Consider the following 24,609-nt stretch of genomic DNA (forward strand, 5'->3'; position numbering starts at 1 on the left):
TAATCTTATCCATAAGAAGGCCTCTTTCATTTATGTATTTGCCCTGCAAAGCATACATTTATGATAAAGTGCCTTCTTTCTTTTTTCCAGTAAAATTATTGGCTCTCGAGAACTATTTTACACATACATTTTATTCTTTTTAATATTGCTGCATTTTTAAGCGAGATTTATTGTACATGCGCGCTTTTAAATAGAAAAAGAGTACTGAATAGTTGATTCAGCACTCTGCTTCACGGACCTTTTAAAACCCTCTTCTATTCTACTCTTCCGCCCCACTCGTTCATTCCGCCAGTCATATTTTTAACCGTGTACCCTTCAGCTGCTAATTGATTGCAAGCTGCGGCACTACGTTTTCCAGACCGGCAAACAAGAATGTGTTCTTTTGTTTTATCGAGTTCTTCTTTGCGTTCGTCTAATTCTCCTAAAGGAATGTGTTTGATTCCTGGGATAGCTCCTGAAGCTACTTCATCAGCTTCACGTACATCTATGATAGATACTTCTTTTTCGTCTTCCATTAACGAGGCTACTTCTTTTGGTGTGATAACGTTCATTCTATGTCCTCCTTTCACCCATACATCTTAGCTTTTCTCATTATGAGTGATTGTGTATGTTTTCAGCAGTTTAATACAGCTCATACATTTTATCAAATAAGTCATTTTCAGTTTCAATTTGCGCTTTATTACCGATTACGACCATCGTGCTATCGTCCAGTACACTCGCTACATCTTTGTGAAGACCTGCGAGTGCTTTTGAGTCAACCTCTAAGATCGCTTCTTTCAAATGCATCAATTCTTCGCGAGTAACCCCCGATTTTAAGTGATTAAAGGCAGTTAATCCTTTAGTGAAAGCAGATTTCGGTTGTTCCATTGGGCTGATCGTTCCGATAATGTATTTCAACAACTCGCTGTCAGACAAGTCTATTCGCGCTACATAATCTGGCAGGCCTTTATAAGCCTCTATCGTTTTACGAATATTCGGATCACGGTAAGAACTCAAGGCAAATTGACCATTTCTTTGGTGGTTGTACAGCGATCCATATGCCCCGCCTTTCACCCGAATCTCATTCCACAAATAACTGTAACGAATCGTCGTAGCCAAAACTTTTGCAGCACCGCTGTAATCCAATACATCACCAGCATTTGATGCTATAGCCACATAGTTCACATCTTGAGCTGTGACATAGGCTTCATTTTGTTTGGCTCCTGGTGTAATGACTGCCGGTTCACCTAATTCAGCGCTTGTCAGCCCAGAGAAAGCTGTTTGCAGTTTTTCTTTAACTAGGTTTTCGCGGTCTTGTTCCCCGACATATAGAATATTCAACCGATTTTTATTCAGCAGGCGACTAAAGGTTTGAGTGATGCGTTCTTTTACATCTTTCGCTTTATCCGATTGCAAATCAGCACGAATCTCTTTTAAGAACTGAAATTTGTCTATTCCACTGATCAATTCATTTAATTTAGCTGATGGTTTTAGTTGACTCAACGCACGGTTTGCTGCCAATACGTGAGAACTGGAATTGATCCGGCGTTCAAATTGAGAAATCAATTGCTGTGTAGTTTTTAATATTTCGCCGTTATCTTCAGTCTGCGTATGGCACATGATCTCTTGCATCAATAAGACCAGCTCTTCCAGAGATGACTCTAACGCTTTTCCACGCAAAATAAAGTAAGGCTTTAATTCTCCTGTTTGATCTTCAAATACCGCGATAGTTCCGTAAATACCACCTGTATGCAAGTCTATTTGACGTTGCAATGTTGCTGCATTGTATGTTTTAGTCGCTAGTTTACCTACCAAATGGCTCACTAAACTCAACCATCGATATTCATCAGCAGAAACATCCTTCAAATCGATATACAAACTCACATAATCGATCCCTGAGGTAAATTGTTCCGCATGATAAAAACGGGTTTCTTTGTCAAAGGACGTTTCCGTCAGTGGATATTTTTCTACATGTGTACTGAGATCTTCCTTCATCAACGTTGGAATTTTAGCCAACTCTTCCGGTTTATCTGGTGTTTCTTGACGTTCAATCAACGCTTGAGTCTGTTCAATGAGAGCAGCAACTTCTTCATCCGACAACTCTTCTTTATACGCTTGCAACTGTGCATGAGCTTCTGCTTCTAATCGATCACTCTTCCCAGGCTCAGCTTCTAACATTACCGCTGTCTTTAACGGATTGTTCAACAATTTATCTTTGATCAATTGTTCAAAATACCCTTTGCCGGCTAATTCTCCCAATTCTTTCAAATAGTCTGAAAATTGTAAGTTCACATAAGGGCTCTTATCATATAACCACGAACGATAGGCGTTGATAGCGTAAATAACACCGCGCGGGCTGTCTTCTGAAATAGCCGCTTCTTTAGTCTGAAAGACAATTTTGTTTAATGCCGCATCAATCAGCTCTACATCAATTCCTTCAGTTGTCAGTGACTCTAATGTTTCTTGTACTACTTGTTTGAACTGATTCATTTTAGCAGTATCTGAATACTTAGCCGTGATCATAAATGCTGTCGGATAACCAAAATCGGCTAATCCGCCTACAATGTCTCCACCAATATCCGCATCTAATAACGCTTTTTTTAATGGCGATTGATTACTGCCCAATAAAATCTCTTCTACTACCTCTAATCCATACATATCCAATACATCACTCGGTTCAGCCACATGCCACCCTAAAGCCAGATAATCTTTTCCTTCAGGATCATCTCCTGCCGTTATAGAATAAGTAGCTTTAAATACAGCTTCATCAGGAACAGTCACTTCAAAAGACAAATCAACGGCTTTTGTTTGTTTCTCTAACCCACTGAAATACTCTTCCAGTGCACCAAAGACCTCTATTTCATCAATGTCTCCGTATAACACGGTAAGAGAATTGCTGGGATGATAATACTGTTGATGGAAAGCGGTAAATTCCTCTTGTGTCAAACTAGGTATCGCTTTGGGGTCTCCACCAGATTCATGACGGTATACACTGTTTGGATACAATTGTCGCGTTAAATGATGCTGTACTTGTCTTTCCGGAGAAGCAGTCGCTCCTTTCATTTCATTGTACACCACACCTTTATAGATCAACTCATCATCAGCAGCTTCTAAATGGTAATACCAACCTTCTTGCGCTAATATTTGTGCATTTTCGTAAAAGTTTGGTTTAAAGACCGCATCTAAGTAAACGCTTATTAAATGCATGTAATCTTTTTGGTTGGTCGATGCCACTGGATAGATTGTCTTATCTGAAAAAGTCATGGCATTGACAAATGTATTTAGTGACCCCTTTATCAACTCAACAAACGGTTCTTTTGAAGGGTATTTTTTAGATCCATTCAATACGGAATGTTCGATAATGTGCGCAATTCCGTTATCGTTGTATGGAGGTGTTTTGAATCCGATTGTAAAAGCCTTGTTGGGATCGTCATTGGCTAAATAAAGAACTTTTGCTCCTGTTTCTGCATGTTCATAAATTGTTCCTACAGACTGAATATCCGGTAACTCTTGTGTATCGATTTTTTTGAATGCCATAAAATTCTCCTTTTCCCACAATAGGTGTTTTTGTTCTGTATGAATAGTATACCATTTAAATTTTTCTTGCTCAGTATTTTATCCTATCTAACTAAAAAAGATTCGCTAAAAAGCGAATCTTAGATAATGAGTCATTAATATGCACATCTTTAGAAAATGAAAAAATAGCTGATGATGATCAATAAGGTACTCAATAACGTTCCCAATAAATAATACTCGGCAAATTGAGGATTCTCTGAAATTTTATTGTATCGTGCAATCGACTTCGCGGTCAAAACAAATCCTATAGCAGTAAACTGGTTGGCATACAACATCAATAGGATAAAGACCCGTTCAAAAACCCCTATCAGTGCACCAGCATTAGGGATACCTTCATCCACATGCTCTTCACTCGTCGGCCGGTAGTAATTCAATACTTTCTTAATGGTGGTAATGCATGGCTGCATCAAGACTAATAGAATCAACACCCAAGACAACAGACTTTCCAAGGTCCACCCTAGCTCTGCTATTACAGACTCTACTACTGAAAAAGGAAGGATCGTTATGGAAGAAAGGCTAAGATAGACACCGACCGTCAACAAGACCAGAATATGTAAGCCTTGGTCTATCAGATAAACGAATGTATCTTTACCTTTTTCAATTGGATATTTGCGATGAGCCAAAAATTTCGATCCATCAATCAAAAAATGCAGCGTGGAGACCCATAAGGCGATTTTAACTAAAGACCATCCAAAAAACGGAAGCGTTACGCCTACCATAGTGATCAAATATCCTAAACAATGTAGCCATAATTTTTTACCTGAATATTCTTTGTCTCTGGCCAACGTAGATGATTGAAAGTAAAAGTCGCCCAGAACATGTCCAATAAATAAAGTTAACAAAACTTCCTGATTCAACTAATCATCCTCCCGAGTATTTTGGCTTAGAAACAGACTGGTATCCGTCAATGCTGTTTTATAAGTATAATATTTTGCTGTATTCAGCGCTTTGTTGACGCTGGATTGACCAATACCTAATGCTTCAGCTGTTTTATATTGATTCTCACTATGTGTGAAATAAGTATACATCACTTCTTTTTGACGATCTGACCACTTTGATTTTAAAGCTGTGGCCAGAGATAGAATAGTATTCAACAATTGATCTGTTTGTAAAGAATCAGTACCAGAACAAATCATCATGTTGGTTTCACTTCGGGTATATTTATTTTCATTGGCTTCGATCGTTTCAATCATTTGCCGTGCCCGATGATAAGCTGGACCGTCCATCTCCATTGAATTTTCTCGTTGGATCGTGGTGCTGATGTCTCCAAGACCGATGCCGAAGCGCAATTCAATAGGAGACATGGCCAATTCAATTTCAAAAACAATACTCATAATCGTCTGTTTGTTTTTTAGCAGGCCTTGAAAGCTGTCTCCTAAAGTAATCATAAACTGAGAAGCAATGTCATCCGCATATTTCTGATTGATATGTTGCAAAGTAGACCGAAACTTTTCTTGAACTTCTTTTCGGTCGGCAATATTGCGGGAGTCTTTGATGTCGCCTATGATGGCTGCATACGGATTTTTTTCCAATTGTTTTGTCATCTGTTCACCTCTTTAATTGATTATATCATAAGATTCAACTTAAAAGGCATCATTTGCTAAGATGCCCTTTAAGTTGAATCTTATGACAGAGAGCAAAAAAACTCAAGAACAGTTTTTGTTCTTGAGCAAAGTTTTTTAGTTTTAAGGGAGTTGGGAGAAAACTTCTGTGACTGTTTTTTCGGGATCGATTAAGACATACAAGTGACCGTCTGCACCCATTTGCGTTGACTGATGTTTGTTGTCTAAGCCATCTGGATCTTGTGCTTCGTAAGGGAAATAAATGCGTTCTGACTGAATGACCTCTGAAGACGTATCGGTTGGATCTATATACAAAATATCCATTGTTTCAATGTCTGAGTATTTTTTAATGCGTTCAAACATTCCTGATTCCAAGCCGCCATAGTTGATATTTTCAGCATCTACACGGTCAGCTTCCGGCAACAATTCAATTTTAAACGACTGACAAGGATGAATTTCTTGAAAATCACTGCCGTTGATTCTGCCATAAGAAGTCGTTACCTGTTTGATCCATAAATCCCCAATCACTTCACGATTGACAACTAAAATATCTCCGTTACGGAAAAACAATTGTAAAGCAGTCATTTCTTTTTGCATGTTCAACACTCCTCTAAATTTTCATTTTTATATAGTTCATCGTTTCACAATTTTATTTTACCATTTTTAGAATATTTTAGCAACATTTTATCACATACACCCGAAAGTTAGTGAATAAATTAATTAATCGATTTATCAATTGATGATACTACAATGATGGTAACAGTAAAGGCAGAAAAAAAGAAGTTAAAGGTCTTAGTCCTCTAACTTCTTTTACAGTCCTTCTCTTTTTACTCGTTAAACACTTTCTGAAGAAAACGTTCCAATGGGCAATTGATCATTGATCAGTTCTCCATCTGGATCAACAGTAACTTTTTGTTTTTTACCTGAGGTCCAGAATAACACTAAAATTCCTATAGAGACCACTAAAGCAACAATGAAAGTCATAGTAGTCAGCCCCATTCGGAATCCAATCGGTTCGCTTAAGATATAAACGACTACTGCATATAACATAAAAGTTCCTGGCACCAAGGTGACAAAATAATTTTTTCCTTTTAAATATAAATAACGTGTAGAAACCAATAAGGAAATAACAGCTGTCACTTGGTTTGCCCAGTTAAAGTATCTCCACAACATATTAAAATCGACATTTGTCAAGATAAAAGAAATGAGATACAACGGGATAGTGACCATCAATATTTTTTTAATGGTATCTTGTTTAATATTGAGGTAATCAGCTAATATCGTACGCAAACTTCTAAATGCTGACAGACCGGATGATATCGGTAATACGATAACACCAATGATCGCAATGGTCCCAAAGAGATTTCCAAGCAGCATAATAGACACTTCATTAACGACTAGTGAAGCTGTACCGGCATCAATCATTTGGCTCAAAGTCTGACCGTCAAATAAACTCATAGAGGCTGCTGCCCAGATCATAGCAATGACTCCTTCAGCAATCATCATTCCGTAAAACGTAAAGCGCCCTTCTCTTTCATTTGTGCTGGTTCTAGAAACCATAGGAGCTTGTGTAGCATGGAAACCAGATAATGCTCCGCATGAGATCGTAAAGAAAATAGCTGGAAAAATAGCTAAACCGCCTGGATGGAAGTTTTGTAAGGTACTTGGAGTCAGATTTGGAATGGAATAACCGCTAAACAATAAGCTGATTCCAATCGCGATTGTACTGATGATCAAAATAGCTCCAAACCAAGGATAAACTTTCCCTAAGGCTTTATCGATCGGTAAGACAGTTGAAATAATGTAATAGACGAAGATCAGTATAACAATCACACTTAGACCTAGCCAGCTTGGTGTGATGCTATCAATCAAGTTGGCTGGCGAAGTGACAAAAACGGTCCCTACCAGCATCAATAACAACATAGTAAAAATATTGACCACATGTTTAACGGGTTTACCTAAGTATTTGCTGGCCAATTCCGGCAAATGAGCCCCGTTATTTCTTAGAGAGATCATCCCTAACATATAATCATGTACAGCTCCTGCAAAAATACACCCCACAATGATCCAGATATAAGCTACGGGTCCGTATAATGCTCCCATGATCGGTCCAAATATCGGTCCGGTTCCTGCGATGTTCAATAATTCAATAATAGCGTTTTTCCCTTTTGACATCGGTACAAAGTCATACCCGTCTTTTAGCACCTCTGCGGGTGTTTTACGATCCGGATCGATCGAGAAATTTTTCTCAATGTATTTCCCATACGTAAAATACCCTAAAACTAATAAGATGATCCCGCCAATTAACGTAACCATTTGTTCTCCTCCTTTTATGAATACCCTTTCAATTTACAAGATTATTTTACTTGTATTTTACGGAAATTGGTCTGTTTTTTACTGAAATGACAGAACTGCAGGCTGAGATGCACGCCTGCAGTTCTGAATTTCATATTTATAATCCGATTTTTTCCTTAAAGGGTTTCATATACGAACGACTTACGGGAACTTTTAACTGATTCTCCATTGTCAATTGATACGTATGGTTAAACCAAGGTTGGATCTCTTTTATTTTCGATTGATTTACAATAAACGAACGATGTACTCGGATAAAAGATGAATCAGAAGATAACTTTTCTTCCCAGGCATTCAATGTTCCATGTAGAGTATAGGTTCCTTCTTCTGTATGAAGATTTAATTCCCTGTTGTTGATACTGATCGCGATGATCAATTGAACTTTCACTAAGATGATCCGTTCTTCTATCTGGACAGGTATCGTATCTTCTCTTGCTGCTTCTGGAGTATTAGATGAAATTTGAGCAGTAGTTGCTAAAAAACTTTGATGCGCTTTTTGGACGGCTTTTTGGATCCGGTCCAATGAAAAAGGTTTAAGAACATAATCCCTCGCATTCAACTCAAAGGCTTGCAAGGCATATTCATCATAAGCCGTCGCAAAAATAATGATCGGCGGATGTTGAAGCAGGTTTAATTTATTAGCTAACGTCAATCCGCTCTCTTCTGTTAAATGGATGTCCAAAAATATCAAGTCAATCCGCTGATCGATCAAAACACTGATCGCTTCTTCTATAGAATCCGCTTCTTTGATAGACGAGATTTCAGGAAGCGGTTTTAATAAATAAGCCAGCTCATTTCTGGCTAAAGGCTCATCATCAACGATTAAGGTATGCATTCTTTTCCTCCTCTAAGTCATTTCGACGTATAATACAAGATACAGTCGTCCCAGTCTCAGTAGAATCAAAACGTAAGTGAGCATTTTCTCCAAATAAACTGATCAATCGCTTATTCAGATTCTCGATGGCTGAACCCGAACCTTTATTTGAAGATACGATTTCGTTGCCTAATTTGTCCAAAACCTCTGGATCGATGCCCACTCCATTGTCTTGCACACTGATTTGAATAGCCTCTTCTTGGTTGCGAATGTCCACTGTCACTTGATTTCCTTTTTTTCGCCCTTTAAAAGCATGTCGATAGGCGTTTTCTACTAATACTTGAATCAAAAAAGGCGGCAGCAAGACTTGTTCCAATCCATTATCGTAATGGACCTCTAGTTGATAGCGCTCAGGAAAGCGGGCTTCTTCTAAGCGTTGGAAGGCTTCTACTTGTTGCAGTTCTTTCGTCAAAGGAATCAAATTGGTTCGAGCTCCCGTTAAATTAGAACGGAAAAATTGACTCAACTGAAGCAGCAGCGAGCGGGCTTTTTCGCTGTCTATACGGATCAACGCGGATATAGTATTGATCGTGTTAAAGAAAAAATGCGGATTGACTTGTGATTGAAGCGATTTGATCTCAGCATCTTGCAATAATTTGCTTTGCCATTCAACTTCTCCCAATTCGATTTGTTGGGAGAAAATATTGCCTAATCCCTCTGCCAATTGACGCTCGACAAAGGTAAGTTGTGTTTTATCTGTAAAGTACATTTTTAAGGTCCCGATGGTTTTCTGTTTGGATTTTAACGGGATCACGATTGCTGCTTCTAATGGACAGCCCATATGATTGCACCCGATCTCTTCTTGAGAATGGGCTTCACTGACCTTTCCGGTATGCAAAACTTTTTTCGACAAGTCGGTCAATATCTCAAGAGAAGGAATGTGATGGTCGCTAGCTGCTCCTACATGGGCCAAAATCCTTTCTTGATTGGTAATGCTCACAGCGTCCACTTTCATAAATTGTTGGATCGTTCGAGCAGCTTTTTCACACGATTCTTCATTCAATCCGGAACGAAAGTAAGGCATCGTTTGATTTGCCAGCTGCAGCACATCATGAGTCTGGACGGCTTTTGTCTGTTCTTCTTGGTGAAGAGTCGTTTCAATAATGGAGAGAAAAATACCTGTACCGATACTGTTCGTCAGCATCATGGGCAAAGCAATGAACCGAATCAAGCTCCACGATTCGGCGTAATCGCTTCCCAATAAGAAAATACACCCCATTTGGATCAGTTCCATCATAAATCCTAACACCAAGCCTTCATAAGCAGTTGGGTAAGTGTTCTTTTGGATGGATCGGCTACCGAAATAACCGGAAAACAATCCAATCAGTACTGAAGACAAGATATAAATGTGAACATCGCCTCCACCTTGGAAGAAGCGGACGACAGCTGAAACAAGACCGACAATAATACCGACGGATGAGCCGCCGATCAATCCAGATACACCAATCGTTAATACACGTGTATTAGCTAGAGCAGAATTTGCAGATAATTGTGTGACAAATTGATTGACGATCATTTCGTCTTGATTGATCTCCACACCCGTGTAATTAGAAATAAAAGCAAATACACTAAACATCACAATTAATTTGAGCTTCGAACTCATCCGAGAGCGATTTGTCAAAATATTTTTAAAATAAGGAATATTGATCAGCAAATAAGCCAGAATAATAATTAGACCGCCTCTTTCAAGCATGAGAATAAATAATGAAAACACCTTTCACGCCTCCTATTCATTTATTCTTAGTCTACACTAATCTTTTCAAAATAGTGAGATTTTATTCAAATAATTTTTTGCATTGAATTAAAAAATGCCCTTTTTCTTAGAATTTCCCCCTAAAATATTGCAATTATAAAGTGAATCCTGTATAGTTTGTAGCGGTTAAGAAACTGAATATTATTCAATGTGATGTAGAGGCTGCGGTAATTAAGAGTAGGGTTTTCTGAAAGGAATTATCGCCGAAGTGCAGATGTACTGGGGTTACGCTAAATAAGCGTAACACTGCCTGAACAAATTGCCCAAATTTGTTTTTAGGAGAGCTCTTCATATTGCGGGCAGAAGGTATAGTATAACGGAAAAGACTATGGGCCCTTTTGCTCATAGTCTTTTTGCGTTTTTTAAGAGCTTACTCTGCTTCTGTACTCAAGGGAATACATTTTATTTAGTAGTATTTCGTTTCAAGAAATGATTAGGAGGATTTACCATGGAGAAACAAAAAAGGTCTAGAATCCCTCACACATTTGTAACGCTGATAGCTTTTACAATTGTGATGGCGATTCTAACGTATGTGTTGCCTGCAGGGCAATTTGAACGAACTGAGGTGAATGGACGGACAGTTGTTATTCCGAATTCCTATACAGTAGTGGATTCTAACCCACAAGGTTTATTTGATGTATTAAAGTCTATTCCAACGGGAATGACAGAGACAGCTGACATTATCTTTTTCTTATTTATTGTAGGTGGTGCTTTTCAACTGATTACCGATTCAGGAATGATCAGTTCGGGGATCAGCTTGCTGGTTAAAAAATTACAAGGAAAAGAAAAATGGGTCATCCCTATTTTGATCTTAGTGTTTGGTATTTTAGGATCTACAATGGGGCTTTCTGAAGAAACGATTGTATTTATTCCCATTGGAGTCGCACTTGCTTTAGCATTAGGGTACGATGCCTTAGTTGGTTTGGGGATGATTTCACTGGGAGCAGCCATTGGTTTCTTCGCTGGTTTTATGAACCCGTTTTCTGTCGGAGTCGCTCAGGAAATTGCCGAATTGCCTTTATTCTCGGGAGTCGGTTTCCGGTTAATTATTTTAGCGATCTTGTGGATCGTTACTTCTGCTTACTTGATGCGTTATGCAGAAAAAGTGAAAAAAAATCCAGAAAATAGTTTGTTGTACAACCGTAAAAAAGGCACTCATGTGACGGAAGGGACCATCAATTTCGACGACCTTCCTCCATTCACTAAGCGCCATTTAGCAACGTTGCTTGTATTTGTCGGCGGATTTGCCATCATCGGTTACGGTGTATTCCAATATGGCTGGTTTATTGTAGAGATTGGTTCAGTCTTCTTAGGAATGGGGATTTTAACGGGTTTCATCTCCAGAATGAGACCCAGTGAAATTGCGGAGTCCTTTGTTGTGGGAGCAAAAGAAATGGTCTTTGCCGGCCTAGTTGTTGGTGTTGCTCGCTCTATTTTAGTGGTCATGGAAAATGGGTTGATCATTGATACGTTAATCAATGGTTTGTCTAATGTAATCAGTTCGTTACCAGACTCATTAGCTGTTGTGGGGATGTACCTTACACAAATCGTCGTTAACTTCTTCATTCCTTCAGGCAGCGGACAAGCAGCTGCTACAATGCCAGTTATGATTCCGTTAGCTGATACTCTTGGTATCACTAGACAAACGGCTGTACTGGCCTTCCAATTCGGAGATGGCTTTATGGATTCAATCATTCCGACATCTGGTGTATTAATGGCACAATTATCGATTGCTAAAGTTTCTTATGATACTTGGTTGAAATTTATCGGTAAATTGATGGGAATCTGGCTGACTATCGGACTGATTTTCTTATTGATCGCAAACGCTATTCAATATGGTCCTTTTTAATCAACTGAAGACACAAAAAAAGTGAGGCTGCATCGTGCGCCTCACTTTTTTGTGTCTTTAGTTGTCTAGTAAATGGTGTTCTTTCACTAAACTGATCAATCGTTGTGTCAATGAAGCGGTGAACCCCCATAAGTAATGATCATCCAAATTGTAAAAAGCAATCTGATTTCGCGCATGACGGAATTTGTAGTTTTTCCCATTTGGAATACGATCATAAGGGAAATCTTTAGGGTAATTCATCATCATGTCCACCGAATAGTAATCAGGCTCATTTTTCATGAAGTACCGTAGTGGAACTGTATACACTTCAGCCACTTCTTCGTTCCAAACGATGTCTTTGATATCGATCCCTTTAATTTCTCCTATAAAAGAATGGATAATAGAATTGTTTTGGACGATAAAATCCATTTCTCCGATAACTTGGATGGATTCACCTGGGATCTGCAATTCTTCTATCGTTTCTCGTACGGCAGCCTCTTGATAGCTTTCTCCTAGTTCTACTTTACCTCCTGGAAAAGACGTATCTCCTGGTTGAGAAATATGCTGACTGCGGACCTCATATAAGATATGCGGAAATCCTTTCACCATGATGATCGGGATCAGGACAGCATATTCTCTTTTGACGTGTAATGCTTTTGGTTGATATTCTGAAAAAAAATGTTGGATGTTTTCTAACAAATGATTCTCCCCTCTTTTCTGTCTTTTCGCACCCGCACCTAGAGACCTATTTGATATCTTGCAATTGGACGATAGACCAACTGGTCATGGATACGAGTACTTTCAAATAAAGTGATGTTGTCGATCGTTACAGGAACAGCTTTCCAATTCAATTCTTGTCTCATTTGCTCAAAAGAATCAAGGAGTACGATATTCCTGCCAAATGTAACGTGAGGAGCATATGACCTCTTTTCCATCTCTAAATGGTGGTGCAAAAAATGTTGATGGAGTTTTTCGTACAATTCATTTAACTGTTGATCAGAATCAGGACCAGCCCATAAGATGGATTTATTCTTTTTGAGAAATTGACCTAGATGATCTAAGGAAAGGTCAAAAGGTTTTGAATCTCCTGCTACAGACGAAACAATTGACCTTAAGATATCGCTATGGGGTGTTTCTCCAATGAACTGCAGCGTCAAATGGAAGTTCATTAGAGAAGTGAAATGACCTTTGACAACATATGGACGAATCTGCTGCTGCAATTCGAACAACTTTTCTTTGACAGGACAACTTAATTCAATACCGATAAATATCCGCATAATGTGGGTCACCCTTCTATTATTTCTTTCGTTGCCACCATTTTTTCTTTGATTTTGGTTGAGGATCTTCGGTTTGAATGTCGGAAAGAGAATCAATGGATTTTTCTTTACCGCCTTTTTTCAGTCGTTCTTCAAATTTTTCTCGCATCAACGTTTCAATGTTCTTCAAGTCTGGATATTTGTCATCTTTTTCCCCTTTAGCGATGACCGCCAATACTTCAATATAGCTCATAGCTAGAGCAGTAGTCATCATTGAAGCTGTGGTCCCGCTGATGATTCCACCAGCAATCGTTCCTGCACCAGGAATGAATTTGACGATATTGGATACGATGTATCGACCAGCAAATGTAGCGCCGCCTGTTCCGCCAATTGCAGCAACTAAACTAGTGATCGTGGCTTTATCCATGGAAATACCAAATATAGCTGTGATATGAGCCAGCAATCCTATTTGCATCGGAACGAGTAAAGAGGCATCTGAAAAAGGAATAGGTACAAAGCCGATACCGAATGACGAAACAATATACTTCACTGCCCAATTGCGAGCTGACTTGGCTTTCAACGCAATGTCAACTTGCTGGGCATTATTAAAAGCTTCCTTAGTTTCTTCCGGTATGATTTCAAAAGTCGTTTGAATCAATTCATTTAGCCCGAAAGCAGGAATGGACAATTCATCTGTGATGCGAAAGTCTTCAGCCATCACATTGATCACACTGACTACGTTCAAATTCAGGTTTTCAATATATGATTTGAACTCTTTTGCAGGTTCTCCCATAGATTGTGTCAGAACAATAATAACAGGCACATGAGCACTTAGTTCTCGAATCATGTCGATCTCCATTTGTTCAATCCTTGAAGAATTGGCATTGATGCAGTAATAAGCTACATGGATCGCTTCTTTAACGCCCAACTCTTTCCTTTTTTTGATCGTATCAAAGATCTCTTTTTTGACTGTCTGCTGAGTCTCTTCTTTGAGTTCGAGTCCTTTGGTATCATACAATACGATAGGAATATGTTCTTTGGAAATTCTTCTCAAATGTTGAGTTACCGGTTTTCCAACTCCTGTAGCAGCTAGGCGTTCTCTAAAGACGTTGTTGATCAACGTACTTTTTCCAACTCCGGTCTTTCCTGCTAAAAGGATGTTGATCGGATGCATATTGGCGACTTCTTCTTTTGTTTTGTGGAGTATTTCTTCCACTACACTAAAATCAGTTTGCTTTTTCATTTTTCCAGCCTCCAAGCAACTCTATTTTTTACGTTTGTAATTGGATTGTTTAGAACAAGTTTATCACACTGTGGTTTTAATCGGAAGAAATCAAGCATTTATCAGCACAGGAAGAACCTCTCAGATTTTGCTGTCAGTCTTGTGGGAAGGATAAAAATAAACCCTCAGATGAAGTTTATACTCCAAACTGAGGGGTTATTTGCTATGACTGATTTAGTTGTATGGATTATCCGCTAAGGGTTCTACTTGAACCGGTTGCCATCCTTGATTGTCTACCCAACGTAAAAGAACTTGGTACGTTTCCGTTTGAGCATTATTGGAAATAACTGTTTCGACCTGTTGATCTCCAGCATTTCCTACCCACCATTCAATCATGTCGCCCTCACTGATACCTGTGGCAACAGAGGAAGCACGTTTGATTTCAATACGGTCTTGCGAACCTTCAGAGTAATTGGTTGTGTGTTCTCCAGATTGTTCTGTCCCAACCGGATCCCAATCTCCAGAAGCTGCTTCGTCATCCGGTTCTTCAGATTCTGAATCTGATGATTCTTCTTCACTGCTTTCTGATGCTGAAGAACTTGATTCAGAAGATTGTGAGCTCTCACTTTCTGAACTGTTCTCACTATTTGTTTCTTCTTCGCTGCTTTCAGAAAGCATTGAGCTGGATTCACTAGAAGTATCTAAGAATGAATTTTCATCCTCTTCTCCACCACCGCCAAATATAGTATATGCAAGGAACAGCAAACTCAAAATAAGAATGATCACTAAACCAATGGTAATCTTTCGAGTTAAGCTCTGCTCTTTATTGTTTGTAGAACGATTATTCGTTCGTGTTGGTTTCTTAGGATCTTTCATGTAAATACCTCTCCATTTCTATCACACTGTTTAGGAAAAAAATGCCCTCTCCCACAAAAACTAGTATAACATTGAAGTCGATGACAAATCATTTCGAAATGATTACTATTAGATGACTAAAAGGATTTATTTTTCTTAGTTGGCGAGATTTTCAACAACGGTTTGGCAATAATCGGCCCTAAAATACCTGCAGCTAATGCTTCTGCGATTCCGTTTGTCAAAACAACTCCACCTAAGACATACATCAGATTTGAACTGTCCACATTAATAGCTGTCGCGTAATCATCCTTGTAAAAAAGATAAATAAAACCTAGTACCAAGATTGTATTCGTAAGAGAAGCTAAAACAGCTGCTAAGGCCATTCCAAAAGTTTGATTCTTTGTTTTTTTTCTAAACGTATAGAAAACCAGACCAGCAACAAGCCCGACTAGAATACGTGGCAACACTGAGATCAACGGGTTGGTAAAAATCAGCGGGTCTAATGGTGTCTGAGGTGCCGCAAATGCACGGACTAGGCGAATAATGCCCCAAACCCCTCCAACGATCATTCCTTCTTTAGTACCTAAAACCAATGAAGCGACAATAACCGTAATATGGATAATGGTAGGATTCAGTGGAGGAATCGGAATATATCCAAGAAAAGGAACAAAGCTTTGCAATAATATAATGGCTGTAAAAATACCTAAAATAGCCGTACGATACGCTTTGTTGTTTGAGTTTTTCATTTCTTTATTACCCTTCTTTCCAAATGGTGTTTTTCTTCCTTATTTTACCTGATGTGAGAAACAATTACATTAAAATAGTCCAAACTGATCTGAGACAAATTAAATGTGGTCATCCATGTATTGATCCAATAATTCTATGACCGACTCTCTCCCATAATCTTGAATAAAGTCATTGAACAAACCTAAAAATATACTGCCTTTTTTTGCGGTTCCTTCACTTTCATCTTCAAAAAAACGAATAAAATAGGATTGATAATTCTGGAACCCATCTACAAAACCCAGACTTTTAATAAATCGATTTTCTTCTACTTCCGCATCTAGTTGATTTTCCAGTCTTTTAGTTTCTTCAGACTGATCTATTACCAGCTGCACTAATTCTTCTTTTGATAAACTATTCAATGTTTTAAAATCCATTCTTTATCCCCTCAGTGCTTCTTTTTTATTTTGTGCTTCAAAATGAGCTATGCTTCGATTTGCTCTACCCAATAACACAAGTAAAAGCTGCTTTTCGTCAATAGGCCATCCTCTTAAAATGAACCCTAATTGTTGTTCAATTTCAAAGAGTAAAGTATTCGTTAACGTCAAAGCTTCTTCCGTAAGGTATAAATAAGCGTACCGTTTGTCTGTACCGGCTTCTTTTACTATCCAACCTTTTTTACTCAATGTATTGACTTGGCGGCTTAATGTTGATTTATCCAAGGCTGTAATAATGGTTAACTCTTTTAATGTTTTGTGCTCATCTTTAATCGTCTTCATGATCGTAAATGCTGATTGAGTAACATTATGATCAGCTAATATCGTGCTCAACAATTTACGGTAATGATTTTGGAACTCTTCCATTTTGACCAATAAGTCGTGACTTGAAACTTCGTAATCCACTGTTCTCGCTCCCCCTATAATATATGTCAACTCCTAATGTTTGTATGTAGCAACTATATAGTAAAAAGCTTGCAAATGCAATGGATATCAAAAGAGAAATCCATTTAAAAAAATTTTTTTAAAGTCTCTATTTTTTACAAGATAAAAAGAACTTAGTCGATTGACCAAGTTCCTTTTACAATAAATGAATTAGTTGTATAACCAAATGAAATAAGTTTACAGTTGATTTATCTTAGCTAAATAGCGTTTCATTGGATAGTTGAGATCCCGCCGTAGCTTTTTGGAAAAGTGCCATTACATCTGGAACCGTTAGTCGTGATTTTTCTTCTCCACTCACATCCACGACAACTTTTCCTCTGTTCATCATAATCATTCGATTCCCATAAGTTAAGGCATCTTGCATATTGTGTGTGATCATCAGTGTAGATAACTGCTTTTTTTCAACCAATTGCTGAGTCAAATCCAGTACAGTTTCAGCTGTTTTTGGATCTAAAGCTGCTGTATGCTCATCCAGCAACAGTAATTCAGGACGTTTCATCGTTGCCATCAATAAGGTGATCGATTGTCTTTGACCACCGGACAATAACCCCATTTCAGCATTTAACCGGTTTTCAAGTCCTAAGTTTAAGGGTTCCAATAATGATTTGAAGTAAGCCTGTTCTTTTGCGTTGGTACCGAATTTGAAGGTTCTTTTTTGACCTCTGCGTAAAGCGATGGCCAAATTTTCTCCAACTGTCATTCGAGGAGCTGTTCCCATCAGTGGATCTTGGAAGACTCGTCCGACTCTTCCAGCTCTACGTTCCTCTTTTAACTTAGTGACATCCTCTTCATTGATTTTAATGTGTCCACTATCGACTAGTACATTGCCAGCTATACTATTGAGTAAAGTTGATTTTCCAGATCCATTTCCGCCAATGATCGTAATAAAGTCTCCATTTTCAACTTCTAATGAAAGATCTTTTAAGACTGGATTTTCATTGGCTGTTCCTCGTTGAAACGTTTTTGAGATATGTTGTAAGGACAATACAGATGCAGGTTTCATTAGTCCATCCGCTCCTTTCTAGTGAAGAAATTCAAGTGCAAAGCATTTCTCAGACTTGGTAAAGCTAGGCAAATTGCCAATAAAATGGCTGATATCAATTTCAGATCATTTGGATTCAAGCCAAGCAGAATGACTAAAAGAATAATCAATCGGTAAATGATCGCTCCTAGAATCACACAAATCAATCGGTTGACGAAAGATAAGTTCCCGAAGACCACTTCCCCTATAATAACGGCAGCCAGACCGATAACAATTACTCCGATACCCATGCTGATATCTGCATAACCATTATCTTGGGCTACTAGTCCCCCTGACATCGCTATAATACCATTTGACAACATCAATCCTAAAATCTTCGTCCGGTTTGTAATGATTCCCATGGCGCGTGCCATTTTCTCATTGTCCCCTGTGGCGATAACAGCTTGCCCCAGTTCAGTTTTAAAGAAAAGAGCCAACACTAAAATGACTACAGCGACGATAATCAAACCTAGAAAGATCGAATCGAATTGATTCGGCAATTCGACTGACTGGAAGATATCAGTTACACGAGATTCCCCCAACAAACTGAGGTTGGCACGATTCATGATGCGTAAATTAATTGAATACAATCCTGTCATCGTCAAAATACCGGCCAATAAACCTGGAACTTTTCCTTTGGTGATTAAAATTCCGGTAATGGCTCCTGCTAACATTCCTGATACAAAACTAATAGCTGTTGCTAAAAAAGGATTCATACCATTAATGATCAATTGTGTAGTAACTGCTGCTCCTAACGGAAAAGAGCCCTCTGCTGTCATATCCGGTAAATTTAATATCCGATACGTGATAAAGATTCCTAAAGCCATGGTTCCCCATAAAAGACCTTGTGATGTCGCAGTAACGATTAAATCCATCTCTATTCTCCCTCATTTCTCCTGTTAATCAATGATTGTTGCTTGTTCCATCATTTGTTGCGGTAAGATAATGCCCAACTCTTCTGCTTTTTCAGGATTGACAAAAATATCTCCTTGTTCCAAATATTGAATCGGTGTCGTTGCTGGATCTATTTTTCCATCTAAAATAGCAGCAGTCATTTCTCCAGTCAGTTTTCCTAATTCATATTGATTCAAGCCAACTGTCGCTAATCCGCCTTGTTCCACCATTGTATCCACTGCTGGAATAATAGGGATTCCTTCAGCATCTGCTGCTTCGACTAAGGTATTCATCGCGCTGGCAACAGTATTGTCTGTTGGCACCCAGATAGCATCTACTTGAGAAGCCAGTGCTGAACCAATCTGGGACACATCATTCGTGGATGAAACCGTCATAGTAATTGTTTCAAATCCCATTTCTTTCGCAATTTCAGCGGCTTTTTCCCCCTGAACGATCGAATTGTCTTCACTGGAAGAATAAAGGATTCCAATACTCTTTGCCTCAGGTAAAATTTCTTGAATCAGATCGAATTGTTCTTGAATCGGTGTTTCATCACTCACTCCGGTGATGTTGCCGCCAGGTTCTTCATTACTGGCCACTAAATTAGAGGCTTCAGGGTCTGTAACAGCTCCTAAAACGATCGGAATCTGAGAAGAAGCATTTGCTAAAGATTGTGCAGATGGAGTAGCGATGCCTACCATCACGTCCGCATCTCTACTGACAAAACGTGTACTCATTGAATTGAGGTTACTTTGGTCACCTTGAGCATTTTGGAAATCCAGTATCATTGTTTCTCCATCTACATAACCTGCTTCGTTCAAGGCGTCAACAATACCTTCATAAATTAAGTCTAATGCAGGGTGACTCGTTAATTGTAAAACACCTACAACCGGTAATTCATTTTCGGATGGTTGAGCTGTTGTATCGGTATCCGAGAAAAAAGCAACCGTGAGTATAATGGTTAAAATAGCGATAAAACCAATCATTTTTTTCATATTCCTATTCCTCCTTGAAATATTGCTGAGTTATTTTTTCTACTAGGTATGCCATCGTTTAGTTTCTTTTTTCTTCATAACTAGTTCCTCTCCCATTTCATAAAAAAAAGAACAGTTACCTCGCGTAAACGCGGTAACTGTTCTTTACAAACAAAAACCGCATAGAATAAGTAGTATTCTATGCGGTCTGATTTTGATTGTAGACTCAAATAAACCAACATAGATACAAGTTCAGTTTCCTGAAGGTTGCATCTATGAAATTCTTCATAAACCAACCTATCTATTGCGGCTTTGCCAATCCATATGTAATTGTAGCTGTTGAATAGAATGCAGTTGGTCCATAAGGAGTCTCCTTTTCGTATAAAAGATATTAGAATCATAGTACGCTTTCCATTAAAGTCTGTCAAGCCTAATCTGCTCCATAAAACATAAGCTAGTTAAAAAGCTGGTTCAAATTTAACTATCCTAGGAGCTTTTAAGCATTTTGTGGATGTCCTTAGGATTCATACAGTGTAATTTCGCGATCATGAACAGCTTGTAATGGTCGATTGGTTTTTCCGATGGTTGTTTTGAAAGCCTGTATGAGCTCCAGGGGTAAAGAAACAGCATTTTTCATCACGATCCACTGCACTGGTCCTACAGTCGGAGGTGTGGTCAACGAGCCCGAGTAATAAAAAAAGGATCTGTTTTTTGGCTTTAATTGCTCCAAATCCAATTCTAAAATATGGTGCTGTTTTAATTCTTCCTCGGTCAACAATTCCTCAAAACCATTTAATAAATACTCTTGAATGTCTTCATTACGAGATTTACCCATCACTCCGACCACTAACACTTCATCGTCAGCCGAACGATGGACAAAATGTACTTCTAAATCAAACGACTTTTCGTCAATCACATGTTCACTGGGTAAATGAGCATGGATATCTTCCAGCACATAACGTGTTTGTCTAAACTCGACACTGGCTGTCTCTTGATCCGCTGCTGGAGATAAATGGATCGTATGATTAAAAAAGTCTGTTTTAAATTTCTTTGGATCTCCAATAAAGATCAATTCTTCATCGCTCGCAACCATTTTTTTTGCAGCAGTTTGCGATAGTGGTATTGGAGATTGCCAGGTTGTTTCTGCTTCCGCTGTTTGAAAATCAGGGCATAAACCGCTCCAAAATTCTGGCCCTGCTTCTCCACTGTAACTCCATTCCATGTTTAACACCTCTTCTATATTTGCAACAGTATCTATTTTACACAATAAATAAAACAGATTTCAAGTATTCTCTCTTGTTTTTTGAAAGACTAAAACTACTCTGCTACTTTTGGCAAGTAAAAAATGCTATAATGACCAATAGGCAACTAATGTACTGTGTTGAGTACAAGTATATGAATAGCAATGAAAGAAGGGATACACATATGTCATTTGATGGTGTCTTTACCCATGCAATGGTCGATGAATTAGCAGATCTTCTTGCCAATGGCAGAGTTTCAAAAATACATCAGCCTTATCAAAACGAAATCATTCTTGTGATGAGAGCAAATGGAAAGAATCAAAAAGTATTGCTTTCTGCTCATTCGAGTTACGCTCGTATCCAAGTAACAGATATACCTTACGAGAACCCTGATTCTCCTCCACAATTTTGTATGATGATGCGCAAACATTTAGAAGGAGCAATTCTCGAAAATATAGAACAAGTTGAAAATGACCGAATCATTAAATTCTTGTTTAAAAGTCGCGACGAAATCGGAGATATCCAAAATGTCATGCTGGTAGTAGAATTAATGGGTCGCCACAGCAATATTTTCTTGATCGAACAAGACACGATGCGTATTTTAGACAGCATTAAACACATACCCAGCAGTCAAAACTCTTATCGTCTAATTATGCCGGGGGCAACCTATAAAACGCCTCCTCATCAAGATAAAATAAATCCTTTTACCGTATCCAAAGACCAAGTATTGGAAATTATTCAAACTGAGAGCGATCTTCCTTCAGGGACAAAACTGCAATCCAGTTTCCAAGGGTTAGGATCAGATACTGTAAACGAATTACTGCAACGTAGTAAAGAAGATGAAATTCAGTTGCCGCATGTTTTTCAAACTTTTTTCAGTCGTATTCAAGAAAAAAATATCGAACCTACAAAAACTCAAGTCAACAATAAAGAAACATTTACACCTGTTCCATATGTCTCACTAGATGGCGTACAAACCACTTATGCTTCATTAAGCCAATTGTTGGATGACATTTACCGGGATAAAGCTGAAAAAGATCGGGTCAAGCAGCAAGCAGCTAACTTATTCCACGTACTGCAAACGGAACTATCACGGAACAAGAAAAAATTGACCAAACTACAGCAGACATTAGATGAAACAGAACACGCCGATGACTATCGTGTGAAAGGGGAAATTTTAACAGCCTATTTGCATGAACTGACAAAAGGCCAAGAATCTGTTGAATTACAAAATTTTTATGAGGACAATAATCCTATAACCATTCTATTAGACCCAAGAAAAACACCGTCTCAAAATGCACAAAAATACTTTTCGAAATACCAAAAATTAAAAAATGCCATTATCTATGTCAATGAGCAAATGAAACAGACTCGTGAAGAAATCGATTATTTAGATTCCATCATGACTCAATTGGAATTGGCTACCCCTAAAGATGTTACTGAAATCAAAGAAGAATTGATCCAAGAAGGCTATTTGAAGAAAAAAACGAAAAAGAAACAGAAAAAACTCAAAACCAGTAAACCAGATCAATACCAATCTTCTGACGGCACAACGATTTTAGTAGGGAAAAATAATTTGCAAAATGATCAGCTAACGCTAAAAACCGCTCGTAAATCAGAAATATGGCTGCACACTAAAGATATCCCTGGCTCGCACGTGATTATCCAAGACAGCGCTCCTTCTGAAACAACTTTATTGGAAGCGGCCAATATTGCGGCCTATTTTTCCAAATCCAGATTATCGGCTTCCGTGCCTGTCGATTATGTAGAAGTGAAAAAAATACGCAAACCAAATGGTGCCAAACCTGGTTTTGTGATTTATGAAGGTCAACAAACGATATTCGTCACACCCGATGAAGAGTTGGTCAATCAGCTAAAAGTATGATACAAATGTTCCATTAGCGGTCTTAGATGCATTCTTTGACTACTTTTCCATAAACAAACGACCCCCAAACCTTAGATGTTCCTCTAAGATTTGGGGGTCGTTGCTTTTTAAGAAAGTGCAGCAATTTTGCACGGTGAACTATTCTTATGCGTTGAGTTTTTGGATCAACACCTGATCTTTACCGTCTACTTCTTCTACAGCAACTTTAATTTGCTCATCTAGAGAGGTAGGAATGTTTTTTCCAACAAAATCTGCACGAATCGGTAATTCTCTGTGGCCTCTATCGATCAGTACAGCTAATAAGATCTTTTTTGGACGTCCTAGATCCATTAAAGCATCCAAAGCAGCTCTGACTGTTCGGCCTGTATACAGAACATCATCTACTAAAATCACTTGTTTGCCTTCAATCGAAACCGGCATAGAAGAACCTTTCACTTCCGGATCGGTGTCTCTGCTTGTATGAACGTCATCACGGTACAATGAAATATCCAACTCTCCAGCAGGTACATCGACGCCTTCCAGTTGCTTCAACTTATCAGCGACCCGTTGAGCCACAAAGATTCCTCTTGTTTTGATGCCGACTAAAACCAGATTATCGATACCTTTGTTGCGTTCAATAATTTCATAAGAAATACGGGTCAAAGCACGTCTCATAGCTGCTTCGTCTACCACTTCAACTTCTGAATGAATGCTCATTCTTTTCCTCCATTCTGTCATCAAATAACTCTTCAACGATTCGTTTCGGAGATTATTCTGATACGTTGCGTAATTTGTCTAGTGTCTCTTTGAACAATTCTGGCAATTCAGATTCGAATACCATCATTTCATCTGTTTTAGGGTGTTTGAAACCTAATTTTTTAGCGTGTAGAAACTGACCTTTTCCTTCTAACGTTTTTCTGGGTCCATAGATTGGATCTCCAGCAAGCGGATAACCAATGTATTTCATGTGTACACGAATTTGGTGCGTACGACCTGTTTCGAGTTGCAATGAAACTAATGTAAAGTCTTTAAACCGTTCCAATACTCTAAAATGAGTCACAGCTGGTCTTCCGCCATCTACGATATCTTGTTTTTTCCGATCGATTTTTGAACGTCCCAGAGGAGCATCAATCGTTCCTTTTTCATGCGGGATAACACCATGAACTAAGGCTACGTATTCACGAATACTGGTTTTATCTTTCAATTGAGCGGCTAATTTTTCGTGCGCTACGTCATTTTTAGCGACCATCAGCAATCCTGAAGTGTCTTTATCAATGCGATGGACGATTCCTGGACGAATCTTGCCATTGATACCAGATAAATCTTTGATATGATACAGCAAGGCATTTACTAGTGTTCCATCAGGATGTCCAGCTGATGGGTGAACGACCATTCCTTGCTCTTTATTGATGACAACCACATCTTCATCTTGGTACACGATCTCTAAAGGGAGATTTTGTGCGACTACGTCCAACTCTTGCAGTTCAGGTTCTGTGATTTTAACTTCATCCCCTGATTGGACTTTATAGTTGGTCTTGACCGGTTCGTCATTCACTAATACATAGCCCTCTTTGATCCATAATTGGATAGCAGAACGTGTTTTGTTGGGAATCATCTCTGCCAATACTTTATCGATTCTTCCCTTTTGTTCTTTAATGGTTACTTCGTATTCATTTGTCATGCATTCAAACTCC

23 protein-coding genes and 1 riboswitch are annotated in these 24,609 nt (G+C 38.6%); of the genes, 2 read left to right on the forward strand and 21 right to left on the reverse strand.

The features are described 5' to 3' along the window. Positions 1-254: 254 nt before the first annotated feature. The 8 genes from ACEN4L_RS09620 to ACEN4L_RS09655 all read right to left on the reverse strand — a co-directional run bounded on the left by ACEN4L_RS09620 (position 255) and on the right by ACEN4L_RS09655 (position 10,057). Positions 255-551: a rhodanese-like domain-containing protein gene (locus ACEN4L_RS09620; protein WP_407097100.1), complete on the reverse strand. Its 297-nt coding sequence runs from the start codon at positions 549-551 to the stop codon at positions 255-257. Positions 552-621: 70 nt separating this feature from the next. Then, the gene (locus tag ACEN4L_RS09625; RefSeq protein WP_407097099.1) at positions 622-3,516 is read right to left on the reverse strand and encodes an insulinase family protein; all 2,895 of its coding nucleotides are present in this window, start codon (positions 3,514-3,516) and stop codon (positions 622-624) included. Positions 3,517-3,665: 149 nt separating this feature from the next. Further along, entirely contained in the window at positions 3,666-4,412 is a 747-nt protein-coding gene (locus ACEN4L_RS09630) for a DUF3307 domain-containing protein (RefSeq protein WP_407097098.1), read from the reverse strand. After that, positions 4,413-5,099: a SatD family protein gene (locus tag ACEN4L_RS09635; protein WP_407097097.1), complete on the reverse strand. Its 687-nt coding sequence runs from the start codon at positions 5,097-5,099 to the stop codon at positions 4,413-4,415. It abuts the gene before it with no gap. A gap of 141 nt (positions 5,100-5,240) precedes the next feature. Beyond that, positions 5,241-5,714, reverse strand: coding sequence for a hypothetical protein (locus ACEN4L_RS09640; RefSeq protein WP_407097096.1), 474 nt, complete (start codon positions 5,712-5,714; stop codon positions 5,241-5,243). A gap of 237 nt (positions 5,715-5,951) precedes the next feature. After that, on the reverse strand, positions 5,952-7,433 hold the full coding sequence (locus tag ACEN4L_RS09645) for a carbon starvation protein A (RefSeq protein ID WP_407097095.1): 1,482 nt from the start codon (positions 7,431-7,433) through the stop codon (positions 5,952-5,954). A 136-nt stretch (positions 7,434-7,569) separates the two neighbouring features. After that, positions 7,570-8,304, reverse strand: coding sequence for a LytTR family transcriptional regulator DNA-binding domain-containing protein (locus ACEN4L_RS09650; RefSeq protein WP_407097094.1), 735 nt, complete (start codon positions 8,302-8,304; stop codon positions 7,570-7,572). Next, positions 8,285-10,057: a LytS/YhcK type 5TM receptor domain-containing protein gene (locus ACEN4L_RS09655; protein ID WP_407097093.1), complete on the reverse strand. Its 1,773-nt coding sequence runs from the start codon at positions 10,055-10,057 to the stop codon at positions 8,285-8,287. Before ACEN4L_RS09655 ends, ACEN4L_RS09650 begins: the two co-directional genes overlap by 20 nt. Before the next feature lie 187 nt (positions 10,058-10,244). Further along, positions 10,245-10,391: riboswitch (Lysine riboswitch) on the forward strand. A gap of 153 nt (positions 10,392-10,544) precedes the next feature. Between ACEN4L_RS09655 and ACEN4L_RS09660 the strand changes: the two genes are divergently transcribed. Further along, positions 10,545-11,945, forward strand: coding sequence for a YfcC family protein (locus tag ACEN4L_RS09660; protein ID WP_407097092.1), 1,401 nt, complete (start codon positions 10,545-10,547; stop codon positions 11,943-11,945). Positions 11,946-12,002: 57 nt separating this feature from the next. Here the strand turns inward: ACEN4L_RS09660 and ACEN4L_RS09665 are convergent, their stop codons facing one another. From ACEN4L_RS09665 to ACEN4L_RS09715, 11 genes are all read right to left on the reverse strand, one after another. Further along, complete coding sequence (locus tag ACEN4L_RS09665) at positions 12,003-12,623, reverse strand: NUDIX hydrolase (RefSeq protein WP_407097091.1); 621 nt, start codon at positions 12,621-12,623, stop codon at positions 12,003-12,005. A 38-nt stretch (positions 12,624-12,661) separates the two neighbouring features. Then, positions 12,662-13,201: an RNA 2',3'-cyclic phosphodiesterase gene (thpR, locus tag ACEN4L_RS09670; protein WP_407097090.1), complete on the reverse strand. Its 540-nt coding sequence runs from the start codon at positions 13,199-13,201 to the stop codon at positions 12,662-12,664. Between the two features lie 19 nt (positions 13,202-13,220). After that, positions 13,221-14,423 carry a YcjF family protein gene (locus ACEN4L_RS09675; protein WP_407097089.1) on the reverse strand — a complete coding sequence of 401 codons (1,203 nt, stop codon included), beginning with the start codon at positions 14,421-14,423 and terminating at the stop codon, positions 13,221-13,223. A 213-nt stretch (positions 14,424-14,636) separates the two neighbouring features. Next, positions 14,637-15,278, reverse strand: a complete 642-nt coding sequence (locus ACEN4L_RS09680; protein ID WP_407097088.1) for a YrrS family protein — start codon at positions 15,276-15,278, stop codon at positions 14,637-14,639. A 116-nt stretch (positions 15,279-15,394) separates the two neighbouring features. Then, complete coding sequence (locus ACEN4L_RS09685; protein WP_407097087.1) at positions 15,395-16,003, reverse strand: ECF transporter S component; 609 nt, start codon at positions 16,001-16,003, stop codon at positions 15,395-15,397. 99 nt (positions 16,004-16,102) lie between these two features. Continuing rightward, positions 16,103-16,417, reverse strand: a complete 315-nt coding sequence (locus ACEN4L_RS09690; protein ID WP_407097086.1) for a hypothetical protein — start codon at positions 16,415-16,417, stop codon at positions 16,103-16,105. Between the two features lie 3 nt (positions 16,418-16,420). Next, complete coding sequence (locus ACEN4L_RS09695; protein ID WP_407097085.1) at positions 16,421-16,882, reverse strand: MarR family winged helix-turn-helix transcriptional regulator; 462 nt, start codon at positions 16,880-16,882, stop codon at positions 16,421-16,423. A 232-nt stretch (positions 16,883-17,114) separates the two neighbouring features. After that, positions 17,115-17,924 carry an ABC transporter ATP-binding protein gene (locus ACEN4L_RS09700; RefSeq protein WP_407097084.1) on the reverse strand — a complete coding sequence of 270 codons (810 nt, stop codon included), beginning with the start codon at positions 17,922-17,924 and terminating at the stop codon, positions 17,115-17,117. Continuing rightward, positions 17,924-18,817 carry an ABC transporter permease gene (locus tag ACEN4L_RS09705; protein WP_407097083.1) on the reverse strand — a complete coding sequence of 298 codons (894 nt, stop codon included), beginning with the start codon at positions 18,815-18,817 and terminating at the stop codon, positions 17,924-17,926. Before ACEN4L_RS09705 ends, ACEN4L_RS09700 begins: the two co-directional genes overlap by 1 nt. 24 nt (positions 18,818-18,841) lie before the next feature. Further along, positions 18,842-19,831: a tryptophan ABC transporter substrate-binding protein gene (trpX, locus tag ACEN4L_RS09710; RefSeq protein ID WP_407097082.1), complete on the reverse strand. Its 990-nt coding sequence runs from the start codon at positions 19,829-19,831 to the stop codon at positions 18,842-18,844. A gap of 496 nt (positions 19,832-20,327) precedes the next feature. Then, the gene (locus ACEN4L_RS09715; RefSeq protein ID WP_407097081.1) at positions 20,328-21,032 is read right to left on the reverse strand and encodes a carbonic anhydrase family protein; all 705 of its coding nucleotides are present in this window, start codon (positions 21,030-21,032) and stop codon (positions 20,328-20,330) included. Between the two features lie 203 nt (positions 21,033-21,235). On the opposite strand from ACEN4L_RS09715, the gene ACEN4L_RS09720 reads away from it, so the two are divergent. Then, the gene (locus tag ACEN4L_RS09720; RefSeq protein WP_407097080.1) at positions 21,236-22,936 is read left to right on the forward strand and encodes an NFACT RNA binding domain-containing protein; all 1,701 of its coding nucleotides are present in this window, start codon (positions 21,236-21,238) and stop codon (positions 22,934-22,936) included. 144 nt (positions 22,937-23,080) lie between these two features. Here ACEN4L_RS09720 and pyrR read toward each other — a convergent pair whose 3' ends face one another. Continuing rightward, entirely contained in the window at positions 23,081-23,632 is a 552-nt protein-coding gene (gene pyrR / locus ACEN4L_RS09725) for a bifunctional pyr operon transcriptional regulator/uracil phosphoribosyltransferase PyrR (protein ID WP_407097079.1), read from the reverse strand. Positions 23,633-23,684: 52 nt separating this feature from the next. Beyond that, positions 23,685-24,596: an RluA family pseudouridine synthase gene (locus ACEN4L_RS09730; protein ID WP_407097078.1), complete on the reverse strand. Its 912-nt coding sequence runs from the start codon at positions 24,594-24,596 to the stop codon at positions 23,685-23,687. Between the last annotated feature and the right edge of the window lie 13 nt (positions 24,597-24,609).

It is taken from the genome of Desemzia sp. FAM 23988 (genome assembly GCF_045528365.1).
Taxonomy (GTDB): Bacteria; Bacillota; Bacilli; order Lactobacillales; family Carnobacteriaceae; genus Desemzia.